The organism is Emticicia sp. 17c (genome assembly GCF_037153985.1).
GTDB lineage: Bacteria > Bacteroidota > Bacteroidia > Cytophagales > Spirosomataceae > Emticicia.
The window spans coordinates 134,832-160,391 of record NZ_JBBAYI010000009.1 but is presented as its reverse complement, the minus strand read 5'-3'; the positions used below and the strand labels follow the sequence as shown (position 1 = coordinate 160,391).

Annotated in this window: 20 protein-coding genes; 10 read left to right on the top strand and 10 right to left on the bottom strand. The window is 38.0% G+C overall.

Annotated elements, in window-relative coordinates; genetic code table 11:
- Nucleotides 1-11 precede the first annotated feature (11 nt).
- The 4 genes from WAA15_RS17515 to WAA15_RS17500 form a co-directional block, all read right to left on the bottom strand.
- The gene (locus WAA15_RS17515; protein ID WP_337044114.1) at nucleotides 12-1,064 is read right to left on the bottom strand and encodes a glycoside hydrolase family 43 protein; all 1,053 of its coding nucleotides are present in this window, start codon (nucleotides 1,062-1,064) and stop codon (nucleotides 12-14) included.
- Between the two features lie 118 nt (nucleotides 1,065-1,182).
- Nucleotides 1,183-1,365, bottom strand: a complete 183-nt coding sequence (locus WAA15_RS17510; RefSeq protein WP_337044113.1) for a hypothetical protein — start codon at nucleotides 1,363-1,365, stop codon at nucleotides 1,183-1,185.
- Nucleotides 1,366-1,428: 63 nt separating this feature from the next.
- Entirely contained in the window at nucleotides 1,429-1,854 is a 426-nt protein-coding gene (locus tag WAA15_RS17505; RefSeq protein ID WP_337044112.1) for a hypothetical protein, read from the bottom strand.
- A 51-nt stretch (nucleotides 1,855-1,905) separates the two neighbouring features.
- On the bottom strand, nucleotides 1,906-2,550 hold the full coding sequence (locus tag WAA15_RS17500) for an MgtC/SapB family protein (RefSeq protein ID WP_337044111.1): 645 nt from the start codon (nucleotides 2,548-2,550) through the stop codon (nucleotides 1,906-1,908).
- Nucleotides 2,551-2,748: 198 nt separating this feature from the next.
- Between WAA15_RS17500 and WAA15_RS17495 the strand changes: the two genes are divergently transcribed.
- From WAA15_RS17495 to WAA15_RS17485, 3 genes are all read left to right on the top strand, one after another.
- Nucleotides 2,749-3,150, top strand: coding sequence for a hypothetical protein (locus WAA15_RS17495; RefSeq protein ID WP_337044110.1), 402 nt, complete (start codon nucleotides 2,749-2,751; stop codon nucleotides 3,148-3,150).
- A gap of 29 nt (nucleotides 3,151-3,179) precedes the next feature.
- Complete coding sequence (locus WAA15_RS17490; protein WP_337044109.1) at nucleotides 3,180-4,892, top strand: lamin tail domain-containing protein; 1,713 nt, start codon at nucleotides 3,180-3,182, stop codon at nucleotides 4,890-4,892.
- A 586-nt stretch (nucleotides 4,893-5,478) separates the two neighbouring features.
- Nucleotides 5,479-6,366, top strand: a complete 888-nt coding sequence (locus WAA15_RS17485) for a serine hydrolase (RefSeq protein ID WP_337044108.1) — start codon at nucleotides 5,479-5,481, stop codon at nucleotides 6,364-6,366.
- 21 nt (nucleotides 6,367-6,387) lie between these two features.
- Here WAA15_RS17485 and uvrC read toward each other — a convergent pair whose 3' ends face one another.
- Nucleotides 6,388-8,202 carry an excinuclease ABC subunit UvrC gene (uvrC, locus tag WAA15_RS17480; RefSeq protein ID WP_337044107.1) on the bottom strand — a complete coding sequence of 605 codons (1,815 nt, stop codon included), beginning with the start codon at nucleotides 8,200-8,202 and terminating at the stop codon, nucleotides 6,388-6,390.
- A 296-nt stretch (nucleotides 8,203-8,498) separates the two neighbouring features.
- Between uvrC and WAA15_RS17475 the strand changes: the two genes are divergently transcribed.
- Genes WAA15_RS17475 through xrtN form a run of 6 tightly spaced genes read left to right on the top strand, consistent with a single transcriptional unit; the run spans nucleotide 8,499 to nucleotide 14,361 of the window.
- Nucleotides 8,499-9,194, top strand: a complete 696-nt coding sequence (locus tag WAA15_RS17475; RefSeq protein WP_337044106.1) for a DUF1361 domain-containing protein — start codon at nucleotides 8,499-8,501, stop codon at nucleotides 9,192-9,194.
- Nucleotides 9,169-9,528, top strand: coding sequence for a diacylglycerol kinase family protein (locus WAA15_RS17470; RefSeq protein WP_337044105.1), 360 nt, complete (start codon nucleotides 9,169-9,171; stop codon nucleotides 9,526-9,528). Before WAA15_RS17475 ends, WAA15_RS17470 begins: the two co-directional genes overlap by 26 nt.
- Nucleotides 9,525-10,136 (top strand): hypothetical protein, encoded by a 612-nt coding sequence (locus WAA15_RS17465; protein ID WP_337044104.1) that lies wholly within the window; start codon nucleotides 9,525-9,527, stop codon nucleotides 10,134-10,136. The genes WAA15_RS17470 and WAA15_RS17465 overlap by 4 nt, the downstream gene beginning before the upstream one ends.
- Nucleotides 10,137-10,192: 56 nt before the next feature.
- On the top strand, nucleotides 10,193-10,486 hold the full coding sequence (locus WAA15_RS17460) for a winged helix-turn-helix domain-containing protein (RefSeq protein WP_337044103.1): 294 nt from the start codon (nucleotides 10,193-10,195) through the stop codon (nucleotides 10,484-10,486).
- Nucleotides 10,487-10,543: 57 nt separating this feature from the next.
- A complete protein-coding gene (locus tag WAA15_RS17455; protein ID WP_337044102.1) occupies nucleotides 10,544-13,048 on the top strand; it encodes an XrtN system VIT domain-containing protein in 2,505 nt (834 codons plus the stop codon).
- Nucleotides 13,048-14,361 (top strand): exosortase N, encoded by a 1,314-nt coding sequence (xrtN, locus tag WAA15_RS17450; RefSeq protein ID WP_337044101.1) that lies wholly within the window; start codon nucleotides 13,048-13,050, stop codon nucleotides 14,359-14,361. The genes WAA15_RS17455 and xrtN overlap by 1 nt, the downstream gene beginning before the upstream one ends.
- Before the next feature lie 131 nt (nucleotides 14,362-14,492).
- Here xrtN and WAA15_RS17445 read toward each other — a convergent pair whose 3' ends face one another.
- On the bottom strand, nucleotides 14,493-15,212 hold the full coding sequence (locus WAA15_RS17445; protein WP_337044100.1) for a Bax inhibitor-1/YccA family protein: 720 nt from the start codon (nucleotides 15,210-15,212) through the stop codon (nucleotides 14,493-14,495).
- 115 nt (nucleotides 15,213-15,327) lie between these two features.
- Nucleotides 15,328-20,787: an alpha-2-macroglobulin family protein gene (locus WAA15_RS17440; protein WP_337044099.1), complete on the bottom strand. Its 5,460-nt coding sequence runs from the start codon at nucleotides 20,785-20,787 to the stop codon at nucleotides 15,328-15,330.
- 637 nt (nucleotides 20,788-21,424) lie between these two features.
- Between WAA15_RS17440 and WAA15_RS17435 the strand changes: the two genes are divergently transcribed.
- Nucleotides 21,425-21,766, top strand: a complete 342-nt coding sequence (locus tag WAA15_RS17435) for a hypothetical protein (protein ID WP_337044098.1) — start codon at nucleotides 21,425-21,427, stop codon at nucleotides 21,764-21,766.
- 626 nt (nucleotides 21,767-22,392) lie between these two features.
- On the opposite strand, the gene lptB is transcribed toward WAA15_RS17435, so the two are convergent.
- The 3 genes from lptB to WAA15_RS17420 all read right to left on the bottom strand — a co-directional run bounded on the left by lptB (nucleotide 22,393) and on the right by WAA15_RS17420 (nucleotide 25,545).
- The gene (gene lptB, locus WAA15_RS17430) at nucleotides 22,393-23,130 is read right to left on the bottom strand and encodes an LPS export ABC transporter ATP-binding protein (protein WP_337044097.1); all 738 of its coding nucleotides are present in this window, start codon (nucleotides 23,128-23,130) and stop codon (nucleotides 22,393-22,395) included.
- 111 nt (nucleotides 23,131-23,241) lie between these two features.
- Nucleotides 23,242-24,648: a hypothetical protein gene (locus WAA15_RS17425; RefSeq protein ID WP_337044096.1), complete on the bottom strand. Its 1,407-nt coding sequence runs from the start codon at nucleotides 24,646-24,648 to the stop codon at nucleotides 23,242-23,244.
- A gap of 15 nt (nucleotides 24,649-24,663) precedes the next feature.
- Nucleotides 24,664-25,545, bottom strand: coding sequence for a DUF4097 family beta strand repeat-containing protein (locus tag WAA15_RS17420; protein ID WP_337044095.1), 882 nt, complete (start codon nucleotides 25,543-25,545; stop codon nucleotides 24,664-24,666).
- Between the last annotated feature and the right edge of the window lie 15 nt (nucleotides 25,546-25,560).

The window sequence follows — 25,560 nt, the reverse complement described above, 5'->3', positions numbered from 1 at the left end:
TTTTAAAATTATTATTTCTGCCCCGAAGGTAAATTAATTTCTTGTTGTAAAGCAATAGGTTTACCAAAGTCGGGGGTTCCGTCTGCTTTCCAAGTAAAAGGCTGCATTCGTGGTGAACGAAATTTACCACACCCCTGATTAGGTTTAGGGTTGGCATGATAAATTATCCAGTGTTCTTTACCATCCGGCGACTGAAAAAATGAGTTATGCCCGGGCGCGAAGGCTTCCCCGTCAGGATTAGCCACAAAAACAGGTTCAGGGAATTTCTTCCATGAGCTTGCCTGCATCAAATCAGCGTCAGCCCTTGCTTCCAGCAAACCAAGTTTATAACCATCGGCCCAGCAGCCACTTGCCGAAAATACAATAAATACTTTCTTACTTTTAGGCGACTGTCTTAAAAACTGCGGCCCTTCGTTTACTACGGGTAACGAATTACTTGCCCCTACTTTTTCCCAGTCATATACCGGCGATGCTATTTTTGTTCTTGCACCTTCAATTGTCCACGGGTTCTTTAGTTGGGCTATATAGATATTCTGACTTACATTTTCGGCTCCATCCCACCCTGACCAGACAACATACAGTTTTTTATTCATTTCAAATACCGACATATCAATTGCCCAGCGGTCGGTTGGGTCAGTAATCTTGCCTTTGAGTGTCCAGTTAGACGTAGTAGGTTCAGCGTCGGAGTTTTCGAGTACCCAAACCCTGTGGTTATCGTTTTTACCGTCGTCGGCTGCTACATATATATACCATTTGCCTTGCAAAAAATGCAGTTCAGGGGCCCACAATTCACGCGAATAAACTTCGCCGGCAGGAGGAGTCCAGACAACGTGTTTTTCGGCACTGGCTAAATCTGCCAGATTTTTTGTTTTCCAGAGCGTAATATTAACGCCAGTCGTATTACAGTAATAATAATACCCGTTTTTTTGAATCACCCATGGGTCGGGGCCTGTTGGTAACAGTGGATTTCTGAAAGTACCATTTTTAGCAGGGTTCTGGCATAAACCTGTGCTTATAGCACAGCACCAGACAATAAATATACCCGAAAGCAGATTTTTAATCATTTGTGTTAAGTTAGAAGAGAATATAATTAGCTATCGGGCTAAATTATGGGTAAATTATTTACTTAACAAATGATTTTCGGGTACAATAAAAAAGGCGGTTAAACCGCCTTTCTATTTCTTAATGATGTCCTTCATCAGCATGTGTACGGTCATAACCGTTGGCAAAAACAAGTGCCATAATAAACAAGCCTAACAGAAAGGTAAACAAATCGCCAAATACCCAAAGGATTGTCATGATTAACAAGAAAATCACTAGCATAAGCCAGTTAGGTAGCGGTTTTGATTCAGAAGGTTTTCCCATGATTTATTTCGATACGTTATTTTCTGAGCGCAAGTTATTACATAAGTGGCAAACTTGAAAGTATTACTTGATTTTCTCGTAAAAAAACGAATTACCATCGGCCAAAGTCGAACCCACAGGTGCACTTTGGTATAAAACCATATATTTTGATGTTTCGGTAAACGATATGTAGGAGTACGTATTACTCTTCTCGAAAATAAGCATATCTCTGTTGTAAGTAGCCTTTTTATCCGAACTTACACTTACTTTAGTCTGCTCTACTACTTTACCATCTTTAATACGGGTAAAATTACCATTTGAAGCATCAAATTCGAGTGTTTCCTGATAAGTAGGCTGTATCTCGGTAGGCCCACCCGGAGCCGGAAAACCTATACCGATTTTTATAAGTTTCCACTGCCCGTTTACCTGAAGCAAAAGTGGGTCAGTATTGGCTGTTTCACAGGCAGATAACAATACAATAGTGCAGATAAAAGTTAAGATAGTTCGCATAGATAGAATTGTTTTTTATAGAAGATTCCATTTTATTTAAAAAGGTTGGAATCAAAAATCGAACTCTATAATATCAGGGTCGTTTAATAAACTCTTGATGGCCTTTTCATGATTTTGCTCGGGACCTCTTACCACCCAAATACCACTAATGAGGTCGTTCGATTTCGTTTGCTTGTCTCGTTCTGCATCCAGACCAAACTTGGCAAACTTGTGTTCATAATGCTTAAGGGTATCATTATTAAATTTACATACAATCCGGTAGGTACGAATCAGGTTTTTCTTTTTAATACGTGTTTGTATAGGTACTAGCACATAAAGGGCAAAAATAGCCATAATCATTGCCACAAATCCTGTTTCGTAAAGCCCCTTACCAAAGCCAACACACATACCTAAAGCAGCCGTAACCCAAGCCGCCGCAGCGGTAGTAATACCCGTAATACGCCCGCTTGAGTTGTCTCTGAAAATAATTCCGCCCCCAACAAAACCAATACCTGTTACAATGTTAGCTGCTATGCGCGAGGGGTCGGCACCTAGCTTCATCGAAATTATTGTAAAAAGTGTAGAACCCAGACAGATTAATATCATGGTACGCAAACCTGCCGATTTACTATGATATTCTCGTTCAAAACCAATAATAGCTCCAGTACCTGCCGAAATCAGGAGTTTGAGAATATCTTCCGGTATAAAGTGTATCATATACATATTTCTTCAATTAATAACTGAGAGGCAACAATTTAGTTAATTTCTTGTTTTCATCATTAACGGGCATCAAATAATCATGATTCGTTCAACTATTTTTGTCTTTGCCTTAAAACTTAACACGTTTTTTTTGCTTTTTTGATAACAGTTAATTGTATTTGCACATTAATTCGAATATACTAAAAATAACTCCTTATGAAAACTGATCTCAAACAACAGGTCACTGAAATAGCTGCTGCGCTGACGAGTGTAGTAAAAGGTGAAAACACGAGCAAAAAATTAAAGAAAACCATCGATAAAACTGCAAAGAAATTAGCTAAAAAAGTAGTTAAACTCAAAAAGAAAGCTGAAAAAGAAAAGCAGAAAGATGAAAAAAAAGCTTTGAAAAAGGTGGCTGAGAAAGCAAAAAAAGATAAAAAGAAAGACAAGAAAAAAGACAGTGCCGTTGTAAGTAAAAAAGAAGATACTAAAGCGGCAACAACGTCTGAGTCAACACCTACACCCAAAGCCGTTGCCCCAACACCTACTCCGGCAAAATCGGTTCCGGCTAAACCTAAAGCCGTAGCCCCTACCAAAACAGAAGAAAAAACAGCTTAATCTGACCAGATAACTTATTATTGCTGCTTATGAATATACTGCAACAAGGGTGTAAATCGCTGGTTTACACCCTTTGCTTTTTATGTTTTACGTTTGCTGAGACTAAAGCCCAAAATAACAACGACCTTATTATTACTGAAATCATGGCCGACCCTACCCCTACCAAAGGTTTGCCTGAAAAAGAATATCTGGAGTTATACAACCGCTCGGCTAAAAGCATAAACCTGAATAAATTTGTACTTTTTTATAATTCAACCTCCGCAGTTTTTCCTGATGTTTCAATCGAGGCCGGGGCTTATGCAATTGTTACTCACAGAAACAATGCCCGTGAGTTTGAGCCTTATGGAAAAGTTATAGGGTTAAACAACTTTTCATTATCTAATACTGGTACAACCCTCACGCTGAAAAATGTAGCAAACAAGACCTTGTTTTCAGTGAGTTATACCGACAAATGGTATACCTCAACTAAAAATCAGGGTTTCGCACTTGAAATGATTGACACCGAATATGCCTGTGTAGAAGAAGGTAATTGGGCATCGAGCGAAGCACTGCTACAAGGCACGCCCGGCAGCGAAAACTCAGTAAAGGATTCTCACCCAGACCTCACCCCTCCTACCCTAATCAGGTATGAATGGCTAGCCGAAAATAGCATTAAGCTGGTATTTTCAGAAAAACTGGATAGCCTCTCAGCTATAAGCCCTTATGCCTATACAAGCAATAATAATCTGGCAATTAAAACAATAGGGCTCGAAAGCCCTCAGAATAAAAATATTGTTTTGACATTTTCTTCGACCATGCAGGCAGGTGCGCTTTATCAACTTACAGCCCATAATATAGCCGATTGTTCAGGCAATGTACTAAAAGAATCTGGCTTAATAATAGGTACTCCTACTTATGCCGATTCGGGCGAAGTTGTGCTGAGCGAAATTCTTTTTAATCCGCGTAGCAGTGGAGAAGATTTTGTTGAAATTTATAACCAAAGCAGCAAACTGGTTACTATTACTAACTGGGCTTTAGCCAATGCTGATGCCGCAGGTTTAATAGCCAACAAGCGCAATATTACTACTAAAAATATTGTTTTGCAGCCCAAACAGTTTTTGGTCTTAACCTCAGATGTGTCTGCAGTGAGCAGAGAATACTTTAAATCAGTTAAGGAGAACTTTCTTGAGATGAGTTCTTTGCCCTCGTTTCCTGATAAAAGCGGAACGGTAATTCTGCTTAATGCAAACGAAAAAGTATTCGACAGATTCGACTACAACGAGAATCTGCATCATTTATTGATTGACGATAAAGAAGGCATTTCGCTTGAAAAAGCAGATTTTACGAAAGATTCAAACGACCCATCAAACTGGCATTCGGCGGCGGCATCTGAAGGTTATGCCACGCCCGGCTATGCTAATTCACAGCAAATTCCTGCGGTAGAATCAACTATTTTTAGTATTGAGCCGGAAATTATTACCCCTGATAACGATGGACAGGACGATGTTTGTACGCTCAGGTTTCAACTAGACAATTATAATTATATAGCCAATGCTTATGTGTTTAATGCCAACGGACAACTCATAAAAACCCTTGCACAAAACCAGCTTCTTGGTGTTAACGACCAGCTAATCTGGGATGGTAAAGGAGCTACTTATGAACCAGTAGCCGTAGGGTATTATGTAATTCTGGTAGAAATATTTAATACCACAGGCAAAAAACAAAGTTTTAAAGCAAAAGTAGTAGTAGGCAGTAAATTCTAGTTAAGTTTTTTTCTAGCTCCTGTATGTTATATTGACTGATACATATATGTTGTTTTGGCGCATGAGCATTTTATTTGCTAACAGCCTCGAAAGTAAACCCTCTCTCAAAAGCGATTATTGTTTGCCTTGTTGATTTACTGTTATTGAACTATAAAAGGTTTGGGCTAGTTTTCTCTACGATTATTTTTTCTTTGCGAAATCATACTATTTCGATACTCTCGTTGTTCCTGACGCTCCAGATGCAAACCATAAGCCGATACACATCCCATAGCAATAAATTGTGATACGATAAATAATACAACTATCATGGCTCTTAATGTTTTGTTATGTAGTTAATTATCAAAAACGCTTGCCAATGCTTAAAAAAGGCTAAAATCATTGATTCTGAGGAAAATGTTCCTCAGAATCAATGATTTTAGAGAAATTTTACTTCAATTTTCTAAAAATAAGCTCCTTACAAAAATACTTAGAGCCTTAAGTTATGCGTAGCCCACAGTATTATCACTTATTGCTATACCTGTTTTTAACAAATTTGCATTATCTTGCATGAGAGGTATTTATTCATTAAGCGTCTGTACTGAACCCTATGAAACACTTTTATACTATTGCTCTCTTGCTCGGAAACCTGATGAATGTGTTAGCACAGCAAACGGAGACCAACCATTTGAAAAAAGCTATTGAAGAGAAGCTAAGTACGGTTGAGGGAGACTTTGCCCTAGCTTTTAAAGATTTACAAACCGGAAAAACACTTTTTATTCATGAACATGAAAGTTTCCATGCAGCCAGTACCATGAAAACCCCTGTCATGATTGAAGTATTTAAACAGGCAAAAGCAGGTAAGTTTAAACTTTCTGATTCTATTGTTGTAAAAAACGAATTTAAAAGTATTGTTGATGGCAGCCTCTTTAGCTTAGATATAAGCGATGACAGCGCAGACGATATGTATAAAAAAATTGGTCAGAAGATGACTATCTATGACCTGACCTACCAGATGATTATTGTGAGTAGTAACCTTGCAACCAATGTGCTTATCGACTTGGTAGGTGCAAAAAATGCAAATGCAAGCATGAGAATCCTCGGTGCTAACGACATTCAGGTATTGCGAGGTGTAGAAGACAACAAAGCCTTCAAGCTAGGCATGAATAATACAGTAACAGCTTATGACCTGATGCTTATTTTTGAGAAGCTGGCACAAAAAAAAGTAGTTAGTAAAAAAGCCTCAGAGCAGATGATTGACATATTATTTGACCAGAAATTTAATGAAACCATACCCGGAAAACTACCTAAAGACGTAAAAGTAGCGCATAAAACGGGCTCTATTACTGGCGTACAGAATGATTCAGGTATTGTGTATCTACCCGATGGCCGCAAATATGTGCTAGTAGTTTTATCAAGAAAGCTGAAAAACGAAAAGCAGGGAATAGAAGTTCTGGCCGAGGTTTCAAGAATGATTTACGACAGCCTTCAACATTAAGAAGGCTGCCATAAAATACTATCAGCTTTCTTTTTCGAGAAACTCTTTAATACGGTGAGTTTTGTCTTTTCCTACCAATTCAATCAGGGCCTCGTCAGGGGCATTTTTGATGTTCGAAATAGTCTTGAAATGTTTGAGTACCTTTGTAGCCGTTAGTTTACCTATACCGGGCGCACTTTCAAGGCTGCTTATCAGAAAATTCTGGCTACGGCGGTCGCGGTGGTGAGTAATACCAAACCTGTGGGCTTCATCGCGGCAGCGTTGTATCAATTTCAGCGATTCAGATTTTTTATCGATATACAATGGCAATGTGTCTTCTGGGAAATAAATTTCTTCCAGTCGTTTGGCTATACCTATAATGGGTATTTCACCATATAGGTTTAGCTCTTTCAGGGCTTCACAAGCGGCCGAAAGCTGCCCTTTACCCCCATCTATAATAATGAGGTCAGGCAAGTCGGCTTTTTCTTCCAACAACCTTGTATAACGTCGGGTTACCACTTCTTTCATAGTTGCGAAATCGTTTGGCCCCTGCACAGTTTTCGGAATAAAATGACGGTAATCTCTGGGTGATGGTTGTCCGTTAATAAAGCATACCATTGCCGATACCGGATTCGTACCCTGAATATTCGAGTTATCGAAACATTCAATATGGCGTGGTAAAGCCTTAAGTTGCAAATCCTGTTTAAGTTTTACCAGTACACGGTCACGTTTATTAGTAGCGCCGCTTGCAGCTATGGCTTCCCTCTCGGCTTTTTCTTTTCTGAAATAAATTACATTCTTCAAAGACATATCCAGCAATTTGCGTTTATCTCCTATTTGTGGCACTGCAATATCTGCCTTCATATCAATCGTCACCGGAATATTCGTTACTATCTCTTTAGTGGTGCTTTCATACTGCTGCCGAAGCTCCAGAATAAACATAGCCAGAATTTCTTCATCGGTTTCGTCCAGTTTTTTCTTTACCTCAAGCGTTTGTGTAAGCGTAATAGTACCATTAATTACTTTCAGGTAGTTGATGTATGCCGATGCCTCATCGGAGGTGATACTGAACACATCTAAATCTTTAATGCTTGGATTAACCACCGTAGCCTTACTTTGGTAGTTTTGCAGAAAATCAAGTTTCAGTTTAAACTGATGCGCCTCTTCAAATGCCAGCTTTTGAGCGGCCTCTTGCATACGTTGCTCAAAGTACTGTTTTGCAGGTGATAAATTACCTTTTAAAATATTATGCACCTGCTCTATTTCACGCATATAATCAGCTTCTGATTGCAGGTTTTCGCAAGGCCCTTTACAGTTGCCGATATGGAATTCAAGGCAAACTTTGAACTTACGTGCATCGATATTTTCCTGCGCCAGATTCAGGTTACAAGTACGAATGGTATATAACTGACTAAACATCTCGAGCAACGCATACATAGCTTTTGAGTTAACAAAAGGGCCATACAGTTTGCCGCGCGATTTGTCTTCAATACGCCGTGTAGTAATTACGCGCGGAAAACGCTCATTTGTAACACATACAAACGGATACATTTTGTCGTCGCGCAATAAAATATTATAACGGGGCTGATATTTCTTAATCAGGGTGTTTTCAAGGAGAAGCGCATCAAATTCGCTTGGTACGATGGTAAACTCCAGCTTACGGATACTTACAACCAACCGACGTGTTTTTCGGTCGTGGCGGTTAAAATTAGTAAAATAACTTGTTACCCTGTTTTTCAGATTCTTGGCTTTACCTACATAAATTACTTCGCCTGTTTCATCAAAATATCTGTATACCCCTGGTTCTTCAGGCACCCGCAATAATTCGGTTTTATAATCAAAACTTATCTCCGACATATCATCTTCATTAATATAATTCCCATTCAATTATTAACAATCCTCTGAAACAATGTGTTCAATTTTATAAGAGCAGATTGCTGGTATTCATTTCTACCTCTAATTTACATACAAAGTGGCAATAATAATAGCTACAACTTATTCTTAAATACATGACACCAGCATTTTATTGTGTTTCTATTTGTTTTGTATCTCTACCTAACTTGTTATGAGTATGTTAAAAAAAATAGAAAAAGATTTGGAGAATGATAAAACTTGAATTTACTTTGCAAAACAAAGTTCTTTTTAAAACACTTATGAATAATAAAAAATCAGCTACCCCATTTAATATCAGCCGCCCGACATTGAGCCTGATTTTACTGGCAACCTTAAGTGTAGTGCTTCTTCTTACCGGATTCGTAAAAACGGGGTATCTAAGAAACATTTTTCTGTTATGGAATTTATTTCTGGCGTGGGTTCCGTTATTTTTTGTTCTGGTGGCTCGCCGGATTCATGCATCAAAACAAGCGGCAATTGGTACCAAGCGCGTTGTACTATATGTTTTTCTGGGTTTGTGGCTTTTATTTTTCCCTAATTCGCCTTATATCATTACAGATTTAATTCATTTGGTCGAATCAGAAAGCCATTTGCTGTGGTTCGATTCGGTCAATTTTTTTGTTGTGGCCTTGGCAGGTTTAGCTACTGGCCTTTATTCGCTTTACGTAGCTCATCAGATTATCCAAAGGCTTACCAACAAGTTTACAGCGTGGGTTTTAATTTCGGGTAGCGTCATGCTGGCAGGTTTTGGGTTATATCTGGGTCGGTTTATTCGCTTCAATAGCTGGGACTTGTTCACTAATCCTGTTTTTTTGTTCCGAAAATCTTTTCAGGAACTACAAAACCCACTAGCTATTAAAACAACGCTGGTTTTTTCTTTAGTAGTAATGGTCTTATATATTTCGTTAAACCTGTTGATTCCGCCACAGTATGAACGTACCAAAAATGTTGCGTAGTTTTAAATATGCTTTTCAGGGCATAGGCGTATTACTACACGAAAACAATGCCCGTTTTCATTTGTTTGCTACTGTGGTGGTTATTTTGTTAGGCTTGCTATTACATATAAGCCATACCGAATGGGCTTTCGTAATTATGCTTATAGGGTTGGTATGGGCAGCAGAAGCATTTAATACAGCTATCGAGAAAATATGCGATTTTATATCGTCTGAATACCATCCGCTTATCGGGAAAATCAAAGATTTAGCCGCCGCCGGAGTTTTAATTATTTCCATTGTTGCTGTAATTGTAGGAATTATTATATTTTTGCCTAAAATATTAGCTAGTCTATGAACGAACACCTAGAACAACTCAAAGAGATCCGCTCTATTATGGAACGTTCCTCGAAGTTCCTTTCCTTGAGTGGGTTATCAGGTATTTCGGCAGGTATTTGTGCTTTAGCAGGTGCGTGGTACGCACACAACAAAATACATATCGAGGGGTTATATCATTTATTCGACCCCAAAGTACGCTCAGAAATTGTACCTTTTTTGCTCCTTGATGCACTGGTAGTACTCATTACGGCACTAGCTTCAGGTATTTTCTTTACCGTCAGAAAAACTCGCAAACAGGGTTTAAGTGTCTGGACTAGCACCTCAAAACGCCTGTTGACAAGTATGTTTGTTCCATTAATAGCAGGAGGCATTTTTTGTCTGGGCCTGCTTTATAATGGCTTTTTCTGGTTGTGTTTTCCGGCTACGCTCGTTTTTTATGGCATAGCTCTGGTAAATGCCAGTAAGTACACCGTGCATGATACCTTTTATTTGGGTATAAGTGAAATTATTTTAGGAATCATTGCTTTGTTTCTGGCTCAATGGAATCTCTGGTTCTGGGCGGTAGGTTTTGGAGTATTACATATTATTTACGGAATAGTTGTGTATTTCAGGTATGAAACTAAATAGTTATTGATAAAGCCACAAATAAAATTGAGCTCTTTATTGACGGCTTTAAGTTATATATGAATTTATTACAAAATTTTAATAAGGCTTTTGAAAGCAAGGCACGTTTAGGCATAATGTCGGTGCTGATGGTAAACGATGAAGTTTCTTTTAATATGCTAAAAGAAATTCTGGCACTTACTGATGGCAATCTGGCTACTCACCTGCGCGCGCTCGAAGAGGCGAACTACATCACATTCAGAAAAGAATTCATAGGACGTAAACCAAGTACTATTTACTCTGTTACAGATGAGGGCAAACAGGCTTTTAACGACCATCTGAACGAACTTGAGAAATTCATCAAAGGCACATAATATATTTTTTTACCTATTTACTTTTAAAAACAAAGTACTTTTAAATATACATTTATTATGAATACTGTTGACTATATCTCTGAAAAAAAAATTCACTCAAATTCACTTCACTGGAAAAACCTGAACGTAAGTGGTACATACATACTGGGGCTTGTAAGTTTACTTATCTGTCTGGCCTTTTTCCATTTCAGCGAAAAATGGCAAAATCAAGATATCCTACCATCTCTGCTGACACAAATGATTAGCATTTTTTATGTAGTCGTTCTATTGTATGATTCCAGAATGAGAGTATTCTGGAAGAAGCAACCCTCCGAGCAGTTATCGTATCGGTTGCTTGCTTGGCAAATATGGGTAGTTAGTTGCTTTACTCTAAACCGCTCGGTAGGTATTTTTCAGGAATCAACCGACTGGCTAAGTGTTGCTCTTTGCCTTTCAGCGGCAGCAAATATTCTTTTTCATTTCAATAATTTGTTGCCCAAGTTTTTTCAGGAAATACTTTTTACTATGCTGGGTGCCTCTACTGTACTATGGTTTTATTTTACTGCGCATACACTATGGCTATATCCTTTTAGTTTTCTGGGCATTATTATTCTTGGCCTTTCTTTCCACACCTTTATTCCTTTATTGTTACTCATTGCTCACGTCAAACTGCTCATAAAATATTGGCATTCCTATAAGCCTGCATTTTTATTCGGCCTGATTACGCCTTTCGTCCTTACCATTGTTTTTATTAGCCAATGGATATTTATACAAGAGAAAATCCGCACAATTTATCAAGAATCTTTTACCTCAAAAACGGCTGAAATCCCTACGTGGCTGGCAGTTGCGGAGAAAGTAGAAAATACATGGATTACTGAAAAAATACTGAAAAGCGATTTGGTGTATACTACCTTTAAAGGAAACTTTGATGTTTTTACGCTCACAAATAATTTTGAGAAACGATTGCATGACCCATTAGTCTTACTAGCTTCTTTTTTTTATAAAGATGTCATAATTAGCTATGAAGAAAAAATGAAGATTTTAAACATGCTCCAGGATATACGCCATGAAAGCCAGATAAGACTACGGAGCGGAACACACCTGCAAACCAGTGCTGTAATAACACAGGCCCGTATTTATCCTGAATACCGAATAGCTTATACTGAAAAAAACTTAACCATTGTTGCTCCCTTTACTTTTGGACAATCTGAGGCCATTTACACTTTTTATTTACCAGAAGGCTCAGTGGTTTCATCGCTTTCGTTGTGGGTCAACGGTAAAGAAGAAAAAGCCTATTTAACAACCAAAAGTAAAGCGCAAAATGCTTATAATACTATTGTAGGCCGTGAAAGTCGTGACCCCTCGGTGGTATACTGGCAGGAGGGCAATAGCATAAGCGTCAGGGTTTTTCCTTGTTCTAATACTAACCCCCGACACTTTAAAATTGGTTTTACGTCTCCGCTTAAAGAAAAGAATGGCCGGCTGATTTATGAAAACATTTACTTTAAAGGCCCCGACGCTCAAAATGCAGACGAAATAGTAAAAATTAATTTTACCTCAAAAATTGATGAATTATCGGCTCCGTGGTCTAGTAATGACAACAATGCCATTGAACACAAAGGTAGCTATACACCTTACTGGCAACTGAGTTTTAACACCCCAGAATTGTCGAAAAAAGCATTCAGCTTCGATGGAAAAAGTTATGTACTGGAAAAACTGAACAGACCCAAAATTAATTTTAATCCTGACAAAGTATTCCTTGATATCAATAAAGAATGGAGCAGAACAGAATTTAATGATGTATGCGAGACTTTTAAAAATAAAGAAATATGGGTCTGGAATAATGCGCTCGTGAAACTGAATGAGAGCAATCGATACAAATTATTTAAGGAATTAAAACAAAACCAGTTCAGCCTTTTCCCGCTTTACCAAATACCCGACCCCACACGTAGCTTATTTATCACAAAAGGCAATTATCAAGGGCCTATACTTGAAGATTTAAAAGATAGCAACTTTGCCAAAGCTATTCGAAACATGAATACTTCTAATGGAGCTATTCAGACAATATGCCTGAATGATGAACTTAGCCCCTACCTGAAAACTTTAAAAGAAATGAGTGTAATTATGGTAGACTGGCAAGATATTGACCAACTGAAAAACAAAAAAATATTTTATATAAAAGCCAATAAGGCTCCTGTTGTAAGCATTGAAACTGCTGGTATGCAAATCAGGGAAGATAGCACAAGCAATGCCGGAAAAACCGATGCTCCAGACCACCTGCTACGCCTATATGCCTATAACGATATTATGCAGCAAATCGGGGTAAAATATTTCCAGCAGGATTTCCTGACCCCAAAGCTAATTGATGAGGCTGCAAAAGCCAATATAGTAACTCCGGTTTCAAGCCTGATTGTATTAGAAACTCAGGACGACTATAATCGTTTTGAGATTAAGAAGACAGACATCGCTCTGGCAAATGCCTCTCTTAATGCGTCGGGGTCTGTACCAGAACCTCATGAATGGGTATTAATAATAGCATTGGGAGTCATCATCGTATTTTTTGTTCTAAAAAAGCCCTGTTAATGATTACCCTTAATAGTATTAAAAATATCCGTACTGTTATATCATTTATTTTGATATATCTGGCTTTATTCAGTTTTCAGGCGTATAAAGGCTATTTTTTAGGCGATAGTGTTTTTCTGATAGGTATAGGGCTTTTATTTTATATGATAAAAACAGGCTTTTCAGACAACCGAAGCTATCGTTTTTTGTTTCCGACGTTGGTAGTAGCCATACTGGCATTTTATATACCGGCCTCTTCAATCAGATACATACTACTGGTTTTTGCTTTGCTATTTTGCTATGAAAGTCTGGTAGGAAAGGTAAGTGGCTTAGTTCTAGTGACGCTTTTGTTAATATCACCTTTATTCAGGTATGCTGCCGAAACCTTTACATTTCCTATTCGTATATGGTTGAGTAAAATTAGTGGGCAATTGCTTAAGGCTATGAATTTCCCGATAGAAATACAGGGAAACGTAGTTTTAATCAACGGCAACGATTTTCTGGTAGATGCTGCCTGTACCGGCTTACAGATGATAGGTTTTTCGTTTTTACTAAGTATTTTTCTGATGACCTATTATCAGAATTTATTTCAGAAGAAACTGGCATTCTACTGGCAGATACTGATATTATCATTTACATTTTTGCTGAATATATTCAGTAATCTATGCCGGATTATTATATTGATTGTTTTCAAAATTTTACCCGACCATATCATGCACGAAGTTATTGGCCTAATATGCCTGCTATTGTATGTCTGGCTACCTGTAATAGCACTAACAAAGTTCGTAATCAAAAGGCAGAAACACTCCAATAGACAGTTATACATAACAGCAGATAACAAAAGGCATTTACACTGGTTGGTTAATACTTTGGTATTAATGATTTCTGTTTATCTGGTTGTATTTTTTTCAGACACAGAAAAACGTATTAACGTCGGCTCAATTCAACTCAGAAATAAGGCGGGGTATCAGACTAAATTACTATCTACTGGTATTACACAATTAAAAAATGCTAAAGCTTTGGTATATCTCAAACCAATCCCAGATTTTTATTCGAGCGACCACAGCCCCGTTGTCTGTTGGACAGGTAGTGGTTATGAGTTCAAAAAAATTAAAGAAGAATCAGTGGGGCAATATCATATTTACACAGGTATACTAGAAAACAAACAAGATAAATTATATACAGCTTGGTGGTTTAGTGATGGTGAAACCACTACAATTAGTCAACTCGAATGGCGATGGAAAGCATTTAAGGGTACCCGTAGATTTGAATTAGTAAATGTTACGGCATCAACTGAAGATGAACTGAAACACACAATTGCTGAATGGCTATAAATTTAGTTTGGGGTAAATTTCAATAAAGTCTATATGCTATTTATATAGGCTTTTTTCTTGTTTGTCAGGTGCATAAACACATAAACCTGACTGTTACGGTCAGGTTTATGTGTTTATTATGCTCACAGGTATTATCTACGAGCTAGTTTTGCCAATAATTTCAGAATTTCAAGATATAACCAGATAATGGTTACCATTAATCCAAAAGCTGCATACCACTCCATATATTTAGGAGCGCGCATAGCTGCACCTTGCTCAATCAGATGAAAATCAATAATAAGGTTCAGGGCGGCTATGGTAACAACTACCAATGAGAAGCCAATGCCTATCAGACCCGCATCATGAATATAAGGCATATTAATACCGAACATTCCGAGAATCCAAGTTGCCATATAAATAAGGAAAATGGCTCCGGTAGCGGCTGTTAGTCCAAAAATAAAGCCTTGTGTTGCCTGAAGAATTTTAGTTTTGTATAAAAACCACATCACAAGCACAACACCAATAGTTAAACCTGCTGCCAGCAAGGCTATTTCATGAAATATAAACGAAATAGCACCAATTGCCAGCCCTTCTAACAAGGCATAAGTTGGGGCCAGCTGAGGCGCCCATTCTTTTTTAAATACCAGTACTAAAACGCATAGAAAGCCTCCGATAAGACCAGCCGGAATTAATGCGCCCGCAATACTCCACTGTTTTTCCATGCCTATCCATGATACTGCAGACGATGCTAAAAGAATAAATAATAAAATACCCACTTTATTAAGTGTGGTTGGTACGGTCATTACGCCATTTTCATCATGTGTGATGTCTAGCTTGGTGAACGTTTTTTCAGAAAAAGCCGGATTTGCCATAGCTTAAATTGTTTAGGTATGTTTGATTTAAATTAAAACAGTTTTATAAACTCCCCCTAAATTACAAAAAAATCACAGAGACGTATATACCTCAGGTATTTTTTGCAATACTATTCTATTCTACAACTACTTTGCCCCCACCGTTATAACTTTTATACTCGCCGTTATACATGGCATCGGCAGCAGCGGGGCCAATAATAAATTTCCCTCTTGACACTACGCGTACCAGATAATAGAAACTTCGTTCTGCGGTGTCGGCATCGGTATAGAAATTAATTCTATCGTCACGAATATCAAAATGCTGTGGCACCGACGCATTTTTTATCCAAGTCATTTCACGGTCTTCATTGAGGCGTGGGTTTTCAATTTCAAAGGCCGCCGGCAACATATCTGTTACTACTACATTTTTTATTGGTATGGTTCCGCTTACACTTATCTTTACCACAACTAATTGGTTTTGTTTAAACTGATTTACCGAAAGTGGCTGGCCCGTACGGGTATAAAACTGACGACGTACTTTCAGGAAGTTATCTTCTTCTGTGTAATTACCTGTGGCGCTTAAGCCCTCCTGTTGCGCAAAATAGTAAAGGCTTCCTTTACCTTTCGCACTAATATTAATGGTTTTTCCGGCTATACCTTTATTAATTGATAAGTCAGTACCTGTAAAATTAGCCAATGTTTTGTTATCGCTTGTCAGAACGGCTGTCACATTCGATTCTCCATTACGTTTGGCTATCTTACCTAATGCCAGAAAACTGAATACCGACTCCTGCGTTGATAGATAAGGCGTGTTTTTAAGCAATGTCGATAAGGTTCTTGCCAATTTCGGAATCTGCAAACTTTGTGGGTCACTTTCTACGAGGCTATTCAACGAAATAGCCAGATTACGAATAGGCGACGAAAAACTACCTCCGGTTTCTTTTACTGTATTCTCAACGGTGTAATCCTGCGGCACTAACTGTTTGTAACTTGCTTCGTCGCCAATCTGTGCAAAAGTGGCTCCAAGCATATAACGAATATCAGTTGTTAATAAATTGCTATTTTCTTTAAAATAATTCATCACAGGCTGGTTGGCTCTACCTGCCAGCGCAAGTGTGTATAAAGAATAAATCACTTCTCTTCTGGCAATCTTCCGTCCGGTATAGCTACCTGTTTCTTCATAGACATACTCTGTTTCGGTAGTTACCTGAGTCGATGTCATGTTGGTAAGGTAATCGAGCATTCTGTTCAGACTTTCTTCATTAATTTCATAGTCGGCCTTTTTAGCTTCCAGTAAAAAATGTGCTGCAAAGGCCGTACCCCACCAGCTTTCGGTATCCATGCCCTGCCAATAACTTAGCCCACCACTGGCTAACTGCATACTTTCTATTTTACGAATAGCCGACTGCACATTAAATTGTGGGTTCCAGTCGTTTTCGCCTTTCAGTCCTATTGATTTCGACTTGGAAGCAATTGTTTTCGTAAAGTCGGCAAAATATAGCTGAGGAAATGCCTTCGCTACGGTTTGTTCGATACACCCATGAGGATACCCCAACAGGTAGTCGAGTTCTTTGGCAAACTGAACCATTGGAGAGCGGCTTACTAATAAACTGGCCTGTGCCGAGCTTGCCATATATGTATTACCCAGATTAAGCACCTCGCTGCGGCCAGCCAGAACTGTACCTGAATAGGCACTTTTCAATAAAGAGGTACTTGGCCTGATGGTGAGGTCGGTACTTTCTGAGAATTTCTCTTTAAAACCATTCACTGTTACTGTCATACTGCCCGCCCCAATGGCTGCCGGAGCTTTTATGGTAAAGGTCGTTCTGATTTCTTTACCTGCCGGAATATTAAGCGACTGGTTATTCTGGCTTTGTAAAGACAACCCGCCTGCCAGTTGAACTGAAGCACTTACGTTTGTATTACTTTGGGTTGTATTCGTGATTGTTACCGGTACAATTACCTCGTCGTCGGGGCTGAGGAATCTTGGCGCACCAGTGCTTATTACAAGAGGGTCTTTTACCTTCATATTGGCATTAGCCGACCCAAAGGCTTCATCATTGTAAGCTACGGCCATGATTCGTAAATCGCCCGAAAACTGCGGAATATCAAACTCAAACTGTGCTTCGCCATTTGAGCCAGTTTTCAGTATACCGCTCCAGATAGCAACCAGTTTAGTACGCCCGTTGCTTAGGGGGTTTACTCTTTTTTCAAGGTTGTACCCATCACCTCCTATACTACTATTGCTGGCCAACGATAATTCAGGAAACAAAAACTGATATAAATCATGACTACTTACTTCTAAAGCCTGTTTCTGATAAAAATAATTATAAATATCAGGTGTTTTAAAATTTTTAATCTGTAAAATACCTTCATCAACCACCGCTACGGTTAGCTCGCTATTAGCTTTGCTCTTGATAGTAATTTTTTGTTTACGTTTCGAGCGTGACTCTTTGGCAGCTATAATCTGAACAGGCAGCAGGTTACTGGCTTTCTCAACTTTTAAAGAGGCGAAACCATGCGCTACTGTTAAAGGCATATCTATTCCTTTCATCGGCCTGATGAGCGTTGCCGTTATATAAGCATTAGGCAGCATATCTTCTGTGATTTTCACCTCTACTTCTGCCGATTTTTTATCGGTCTCTATATAAAAATGCTCCAGAACTTTATTTTTTTCAACTGTTACAAGCATTTTGCCAGCAAAGGGTGTTTTCAAGAGAATTTTTGCTTTATCTCCTACATTATATTTTTCTTTGTCTGCTTCCATTAATACCTGCCCCTCGTTGCTTACTTCAAACGAACTGTTCGACGTACTACCATAGCCATACGCATAAAAACCCTGAGAAGCATAGCTTTGCGCGCCAGGGCTATAAATACGCACCTCGTAAGTGCCTGAAACCTGTGGAATAAACCTGATATTTGATTTTCCTGCGGCAAAACTTACTTCTTTTGACTGCACCAGTTTTTCTAAACGCTTGGAATTATACTTGATAGTGCCGTTATTTTTTTCTACAACTGTCTGATACTCTATACGATACACATCTACCACCGCACGGGCATTATTTTCTGGCTTACCGGCTGTACTCAAGGCTACCAGCGGAATACTTAGCGGCACGTGTGTGCCTACATAATAATCTGAAAGCCCAACTCCAAAGAATGTTTCCTGTGTAAAAACATCAAAGCGTTTCATACGGTTAAGTGGCCGCCCAGTTTCATCAAAAACTGTTACGAATACCTTGCCTTCCAACACACCCATATCTTTATAAGTAGCCGGAATCTGAAAACTCTGCAAGCCTATGCCATTTTCATTGGTAACGCCTTGTCTTAAATCATTATTAAATTTTGTATCGTTCTGGATGTCGAAAGAATAGTTTTCAAAGCCTTTGGCCGTAAAAGCCTTACGTTTCAGGCTGAACTCCATCTCATAGTTTCGGTTTGAAGCAGGAGGGCCAAAAAGATTTGTTGCCACAGCCTGCATCGACACGGTTTCACCCGAACGATAAGTGTCTTTTGCCGATAAGTCTACTTTAATTCTGTCGGGCATAAACTCTTCTATACTGATAGATTTCGAGGTTAGCAGCACATCGTTACCGTTGTAGACTTCTATACTGTAATTACCTGTAACAGCGGCACGGTCGAGCGGGATACTGGTATCAATGGCCCCTTGCGCATTGGTACTTTTCAGGAACGACTTAAACTCACGACCATTAGGCAACAGGATTTTAATTTTAAGTGGAATATTTTCGGCCGATGCCCATTTGCTGTCCCTGACAACCGTATTGAAATTGATAGTTTCGCCAGGGCGATAAATGTCGCGGTCGCCATACACAAAAGCATCATAGCCACTGGCATTTGCGCGTTTACCCTCCACCTCAAATCGGGAAGTTTCTACCCGTGTATCTTCCAGTAACATGTAATTAAAGTCACTATCGGTACGGGCAGTAACCATTGCTACCTGAAAATTAGGAGCTTTTTCGAGTAATTTATCAAAAATTACTATGCCTTTACTATCAGTTTTTTGTGTGGCAATTAACTGATTATTGGTACTTATGAGATTTACCTCTATACCCGAAAGTGCCTGAGTATCAATAATTGAGTTAACAAAAACCATTACGGCATTGCCATCGTCCGATTTTTTGGTGATAATTCCGAGGTCTGACACAGACACCAGTTTGCTGGTATTGTAATAATATTCATCGTTCGAGTTAAGACTTACCAGATAAACGCCCTTTAGTTTACTCTGGTCAGGTAAAGGCATATTCATGATTGAAGTGCCATGCACCTGCGGCAAATTTCCTGTTTCAATAGTACGGTCAAGAATAACATCGCTATAAAAGCCACGGTCATCGCCACTATACACAAATCCGTTAGGTGTACTGCCTTCGTCGGTATAATTATAATCTTCATAACGATTGTTGCGCAAGAAAGACAAAATGTTATTCTCGTAGATTTTAACTATTTTTGCTTTTACCTTAGGTATGTTCGTAATTCTGACTCCGATATTACGGCTCCCTTTCGACGACAGGTATATACTTTTTTTATTGGCAAATTCAAGGTTGGCTGGCATTTCGCCAAAGAATAAATCTTTGGTATAATCACCATCCATTTTAGCACCGAGTGTTCCTCTCAGGTTATTTTTGATAGTTAGTGTATAAGCCTCTGTTGTACTGAAATAACCTTTAATAATAAAGCCGTTTTCGGTTAATTCTGTTTGTGTTTCAACAGCAGGTTCAATGGTATAGCTATCTTTAAGTTTGGTGTCGGCTATTTGTTGGGTAGTAATAACTTTTACAAAACCCTGATTATTTTCGTAACCTGTTTCAATATCTACAATTTTTACTTCATAGGGCGATGGCACCACACCCTCTAGTGTATAGGTTTGTTGTGTGCTTGCCCCACCACCCGACATTTTTATGCCTTTATCAACAGTTGCCGTAAGAGTGCTTTCTTCTTTTGATGAGGGGGCATCGGGCAGGCTTAAAACAATTTTGTTGTCATTACCGGTATTGCTTACACTAAAGTTTTTGCTGGCATCGCCAATCTGGAGTTTTACCAGATTTTCAAGGTTGGTTTTCTGAACCGGATAATTAAAGTCAATTTTTACTTTAGCCAGTGGTTTTCCATCGGCGCCTTTCATCCAATAGCTTTCTACTTTATTAGGTTGAAGGTAAGGCGTATGAAATTTTATTGTTTCATCATCGAGCGAATAGTTTTTGGTAAGAGTTTTGCCAAGTAAAGGCTTGCTCAAAACAGCTTTATAATCAGTAGCAGGGCGAAAACCGTTGGTTGGTGAAAAAACCAGTTCGTTTGTTGCAGCCCATTTGAACACCCCTTCAACTTTAGGTTCAATTTTTATATATTCTACGGCTACCCAGTTATCTAAATCTTTTTCTCCTACAAGGTCTTTATCAAAGGTAAAAACCAGATTTTGTGCCTGTTGAATTTCATCCTCAAAATTTCGGGCCGAAATTCCGACCTCATTTAGTTTAGAACAGCTTGAGATGTAAATTGTTGTACCCAGAGTCAGTACTGAAAAAAGAATGATATTCCATAAACCCAGAGTGGTAGGCTTAAGACAACGAAAGGGAGATTTCATGGATGATGAGATGTTTTTAATAGGTGTTCGACGATACAATTAACGTTAGAATTTTGGTAAATTGTAGAAAAACCCCAAAAATATTTATATTATTTCATCAAATATTCGCGCTGGTTTATTGTATAAACGTGTCTAACATTTTATTTTATGATATATCTTTCTCACAAAGCATACAGCCATGCCAATTATATTGAGACAAACCGGATGTAAAGCCTTTGATAGGTCCAAATAATGTCAATAATTATGTAATAAGTCTACACAAATCTTTTCTTAGGAACCGTCTTTACATCACTTACTAAAATATACAGATTTATAACCATATTGTTCATTAAAATACTTCTCTAAGGGTAATTCTCTCCATTGACAACCGATTTTTAACCGATGAAAAATAGATAAAACAACACTAATCCGTTTGTCTTTTGTTAGATTTCTACCTCTTTTACCTTGACTTAGGTATGGTAATATATAATTTTTAATTCTATCTTTGTTTAATCGGACCTCCGAAGCGGATGCTCATTTGATTTAGACACTTTGCTTCGCAAAACGAAATTACCTATTTCTTGAAAATCTATTTTCTCCCTATGATAATCTTAAACAAGTTCAATGTAACTTATCAATCACTGATAAATTCACTACAATGGATACCAATAACATACCCGAAAGAATAATAGAGCATTATAATTGTTACAACATTTATATCAAAGAAAATCTCTTTTCAGATTCACAAACACAACAAAAAGATGTTTTATATTTTTTAAATAAAAATGGGTTGAATAGAAAAGATATTTACGAACTTTTAAGATATATAAATCTTTATGATTCTGAGATTAATGAAGATAATGAAAGTAAAATAGGGAATATTTTAGATGCACTTTCAGGATTTTGTAACATTGATGATGCCCAAAATTATATCAGGTTTTCCGATGACCCAATAAAGGAAGATGCTTTTTTGAAATATATGGGGGAAATTGCATATTAAATAAAGTTATAATTACTGCTTTGTGTTTGAAGTAAGTCGTATCATAATGTTATTACTATGAAGCACAGAACCGCCTTATAAGTTCGATTTTGCTTTAGATTTTACCAATAAAATTACTCCTTGATAGCAATGCTACCATCAAGTTAGCTAGTTATTAGAAAAACCTACTTCAGCCTTCTGGTTTTCAGGAAACTAAGTGAGTAGATGTAACAGGAAAGCCACATATTACTAAGACAATAAAAATATGAATATGCTACAATGGTTGCTTGAATGGTATTTAGAAATAGATTTAATATATACAAAATTCTGAGACTTAGCAATCAAAATGCAGAACTTTGAGAATAGCGAAACAGACTGTTAAGGTTATAAACTTCTGAATGGGAAATTCGGGTCCCTTTTGAGCCTCTACAAAACTTTAAATTTTAATAATGAAATTTAAAGAGATAGTAGAAAGTCAAGCCCTGAAAAAAATCGACTGGTGTAAGTGTTAAAATTTGAGAAATGGTTATCAGGCAATAAAGTAAACAAAAACAGCCCGATTACATGTGTAACCGAGCTGTAACAAAACTTATTAATAGTATTCAGACTACCTGTTATAAAAACAATAACATGTATTTAAGATATATTTATACTTTACGTTTCAACTCAAAATGCTGCCCCAGATAAACCTTTCTTACGAGTTCGTCACTGGCCAAATCTTCAGCTGTACCCTGACGCAAAATTTTACCTTCAAATAGCAGATACGCTCTGTCGGTGATAGATAAGGTCTCGTTTACGTTGTGGTCAGTAATAAGAATACCAATATTACGGTGTTTGAGTTTGTACACAATATGCTGGATTTCTTCTACGGCAATAGGGTCTACTCCGGCAAAGGGTTCATCTAATAAAATAAACTTAGGGTCAACTGCCAAAGCACGAGCTATTTCTGTACGACGACGCTCCCCTCCCGAACATACAATACCTTTGTTTTTTCTGACATGTGTCAGGCTAAATTCCTCAAGTAACGATTCTGTTTTTTCTCTACGCTCGGCTTTAGTCATTTGGGGTTTTGCTAGTTCTAACACTCCCATAATGTTTTCCTCTACACTTAATTGTCGGAAAATAGACGGTTCTTGTGCCAGATACCCAACCCCTAGTTTGGCACGTTTATACATAGGTAGTGAAGTAATGTCAAGATTGTCGAGCCAGACTTTACCGCTGTTTGGCTTTACCAGACCAGTAGCCATGTAAAACGAGGTTGTTTTACCTGCACCATTAGGGCCAAGTAGCCCTACAATTTCACCTTGCTCTACCTGATAACTTACATTATTATTAACTAAGCGTTGTCCGTATTTTTTGATCAGATTTTCTGTACGTAAAATCATTGCTTTCTGTTTCGCCCATTTTTTGCAAAACTAACGCCTTTTTTGCAGAAATCTTGTTAATATTTATTAAATATGAAGCTCTGTAATAAAACACACCCAATTAAGCAACCATTATCTGGCAAAACCAAGTTTCAACGAAAAGTCAAGAATTGTATTTAACAAACCGGGCCTAGGAACAGGAGTTATTATTTTTTGTCTGAGAATGCTGGTACTTACATCAATAAATGATTTACGATTGGTTTGTACCTGATACCCCAGCATTAAACCTACATTTATTTGTTTTTCGCTCCCATTGACTTCTCTTATCCCGTCAAAATCGATAAAAGTTGATAGAGCACTTGCAACCTGATAACTACCTGTTAGGCCTACATAGAAGCCGTTCAAGTTACTGGCCGACTGCCCTCTTGCAACACGTTTGTTCATGCCTATGTAATAGCGTAGCTGTTCTTCAAGTTTAGCAACATAGGTTTGTCTACCTTTTAAATCAGGCTTGTAGGTAACATAAGAAATAATTGATTGGATATCGCCATTGCTGTTATAGGTGGTGTCAAGGCTCATCCCTGTTTGTGTATAGGTAGTATAATTCGAGAACGTACCCGTTATATTTGAATTAACCGATAACGGAGAATGCCCTATTTTTCTTTCATACGCAACATCAAGTTTTACTTGCTGCTGGTATTTGTCCAGATAAAAAGCATTAGCCAGATTTACTTTCAATAGTTGGTTAACCTCATAGTTACATTGCAGGAAATCACAAGTATTATTGGCAATTTTCTTTTTCATGGGCAAGTATAAGCCGAGGCCGGCTCTGGCGTTTGAGGAAATGAACCATGAAATATCTTTTTTGTTAGACTGTTTTTCGTTAAGCCAGCCATTTTCTTGGTCAATGCCAGCTTTATTGCCATGTAATAGCCCTGCCGAAAAACCAAAGTTAACGTTATTGCCAAATTGCCAGCCCCAGTTCACGCTATAACTTGAAGTAGGTCGGAAGAAAAACGTTTGTGGTTTAAATAGTATAATACTTGAATATGAGATATAATCATACAGATTAACTAAAGCCTTCAAGCTCAGGTATTTGCCGGTTATGTTAGGCTTTTGCCTGCCTTCTGCTACTCTTTTTTTCATTTCGTAATACCATCTTGTTTCCAGCGTAAAGATATTTTCGGTCATCACGCTTTTGCGGGTATTTCGACCTACATAACTCACAATAAACGATTTATCTATGCCTATTTTCTGTTCAAATTCAAATATCGGCGTGAAACTTTTTGCGAAGTAAACGAATGGGTATATGCTGCGTAAAGTTTCAATATTAGCTTGCATATTTGCATTAGCCGGGCCTATTCTGAATGCACTTTTTACAACTCTGTTATTACCAAAGGCTTTTTCGTACTCATCAATAAGGGTTGTTTTTTCAAATTTTGTTACGCTTTCTTCCGAAAAGCTCACTTTAACACTATCGGTCTGCCCTACTACTATTATAGGTAAAAGTGTTATCAATAAAATAATAAGTTTTTTCATCGGTTTGTGGTTTTACTAGTTGATTGAAATGTTTCCGAAAGAATTTTGGATACTGATTTTTGTAGCAGCCGAAAGATTATAAGTCACAGACTTGGTATTGCTGTTGTTTTGAATCCAGTTAAAGCTCTCTGGCACTAATACTTTACCATATTTCGACACTATGCTAAAGCCATAATTCTGTAAAGGCACTTTAAGGCTAATTTCCGCCTTACTGGCATTAATGCTCAACGCTTTCAGATTGGCTACCGATTCAATCTCTACTTTGCCATATTGTGCATTAATTTTATTTGTACCACCCAAGTGCTGAAAAAATAACTCTGACCGTTCTGATTTGATAGTAATCACCCCTGTAAGGTTTTTGCTATGTAATTCGCCGTAGTAAGCATCCAGTTTTAGATTAGCATCGGTCTTTTGTAAATCGAGTATGCAGAATTCCGATTTAACATTTAACTGAGCGTATTTTCCCTGAATAAACACCTTACCAAAGTTATTAAGAACAGTAACTTCAAGATTTTCGGGCATATAAATCAGATATTTTGCCTTAAAATTTGAAACAGGTTTCTGGGTTCCTTTCTGGATAAGCAAATAATTACGCAATACAACCTCTTTTTCCAGTTTATCGGCTACATACTTCATTACTTCAAGGTCTGCTTTGGCAACAGCGCGGTCGGGGTGTTTTGAAATCAGTTCCATGTTCACTTTGATTTCGTCTTTATCCCATGTTATTATTTCAATATCGGCTTTATCGGCATCTACTTTCAGTGAGGTACTACCCGTAAATTTTTTTTCAATATTTTTTGTAACTACCTGAAGTGTGGTTTGGGCAAAAGTAAGCTGGCTGCCCAGCAGCAGGAAAAGCAGGTACGTCAGTTTGGGTATGTCATAGTTTTTTTTCATTGACTTGTGGATATT

What these genes read in the sequence shown, in the direction of transcription:
- xrtN (WP_337044101.1), top strand. Translation starts at nt 13,048, where the DNA reads ATGATTACCCTTAATAGTATTAAAAATATCCGTACTGTTATATCATTT.
- WAA15_RS17475 (WP_337044106.1), top strand. Translation starts at nt 8,499, where the DNA reads ATGAATAATAAAAAATCAGCTACCCCATTTAATATCAGCCGCCCGACA.
- WAA15_RS17505 (WP_337044112.1), bottom strand. Translation starts at nt 1,854, where the DNA reads ATGCGAACTATCTTAACTTTTATCTGCACTATTGTATTGTTATCTGCC.
- WAA15_RS17510 (WP_337044113.1), bottom strand. Translation starts at nt 1,365, where the DNA reads ATGGGAAAACCTTCTGAATCAAAACCGCTACCTAACTGGCTTATGCTA.
- WAA15_RS17460 (WP_337044103.1), top strand. Translation starts at nt 10,193, where the DNA reads ATGAATTTATTACAAAATTTTAATAAGGCTTTTGAAAGCAAGGCACGT.
- WAA15_RS17425 (WP_337044096.1), bottom strand. Translation starts at nt 24,648, where the DNA reads ATGAAAAAACTTATTATTTTATTGATAACACTTTTACCTATAATAGTA.
- WAA15_RS17490 (WP_337044109.1), top strand. Translation starts at nt 3,180, where the DNA reads ATGAATATACTGCAACAAGGGTGTAAATCGCTGGTTTACACCCTTTGC.
- WAA15_RS17495 (WP_337044110.1), top strand. Translation starts at nt 2,749, where the DNA reads ATGAAAACTGATCTCAAACAACAGGTCACTGAAATAGCTGCTGCGCTG.
- WAA15_RS17485 (WP_337044108.1), top strand. Translation starts at nt 5,479, where the DNA reads ATGAAACACTTTTATACTATTGCTCTCTTGCTCGGAAACCTGATGAAT.
- WAA15_RS17465 (WP_337044104.1), top strand. Translation starts at nt 9,525, where the DNA reads ATGAACGAACACCTAGAACAACTCAAAGAGATCCGCTCTATTATGGAA.
- WAA15_RS17435 (WP_337044098.1), top strand. Translation starts at nt 21,425, where the DNA reads ATGGATACCAATAACATACCCGAAAGAATAATAGAGCATTATAATTGT.
- WAA15_RS17445 (WP_337044100.1), bottom strand. Translation starts at nt 15,212, where the DNA reads ATGGCAAATCCGGCTTTTTCTGAAAAAACGTTCACCAAGCTAGACATC.
- uvrC (WP_337044107.1), bottom strand. Translation starts at nt 8,202, where the DNA reads ATGTCGGAGATAAGTTTTGATTATAAAACCGAATTATTGCGGGTGCCT.
- WAA15_RS17500 (WP_337044111.1), bottom strand. Translation starts at nt 2,550, where the DNA reads ATGATACACTTTATACCGGAAGATATTCTCAAACTCCTGATTTCGGCA.
- WAA15_RS17455 (WP_337044102.1), top strand. Translation starts at nt 10,544, where the DNA reads ATGAATACTGTTGACTATATCTCTGAAAAAAAAATTCACTCAAATTCA.
- WAA15_RS17470 (WP_337044105.1), top strand. Translation starts at nt 9,169, where the DNA reads ATGAACGTACCAAAAATGTTGCGTAGTTTTAAATATGCTTTTCAGGGC.
- WAA15_RS17515 (WP_337044114.1), bottom strand. Translation starts at nt 1,064, where the DNA reads ATGATTAAAAATCTGCTTTCGGGTATATTTATTGTCTGGTGCTGTGCT.
- lptB (WP_337044097.1), bottom strand. Translation starts at nt 23,130, where the DNA reads ATGATTTTACGTACAGAAAATCTGATCAAAAAATACGGACAACGCTTA.
- WAA15_RS17440 (WP_337044099.1), bottom strand. Translation starts at nt 20,787, where the DNA reads ATGAAATCTCCCTTTCGTTGTCTTAAGCCTACCACTCTGGGTTTATGG.
- WAA15_RS17420 (WP_337044095.1), bottom strand. Translation starts at nt 25,545, where the DNA reads ATGAAAAAAAACTATGACATACCCAAACTGACGTACCTGCTTTTCCTG.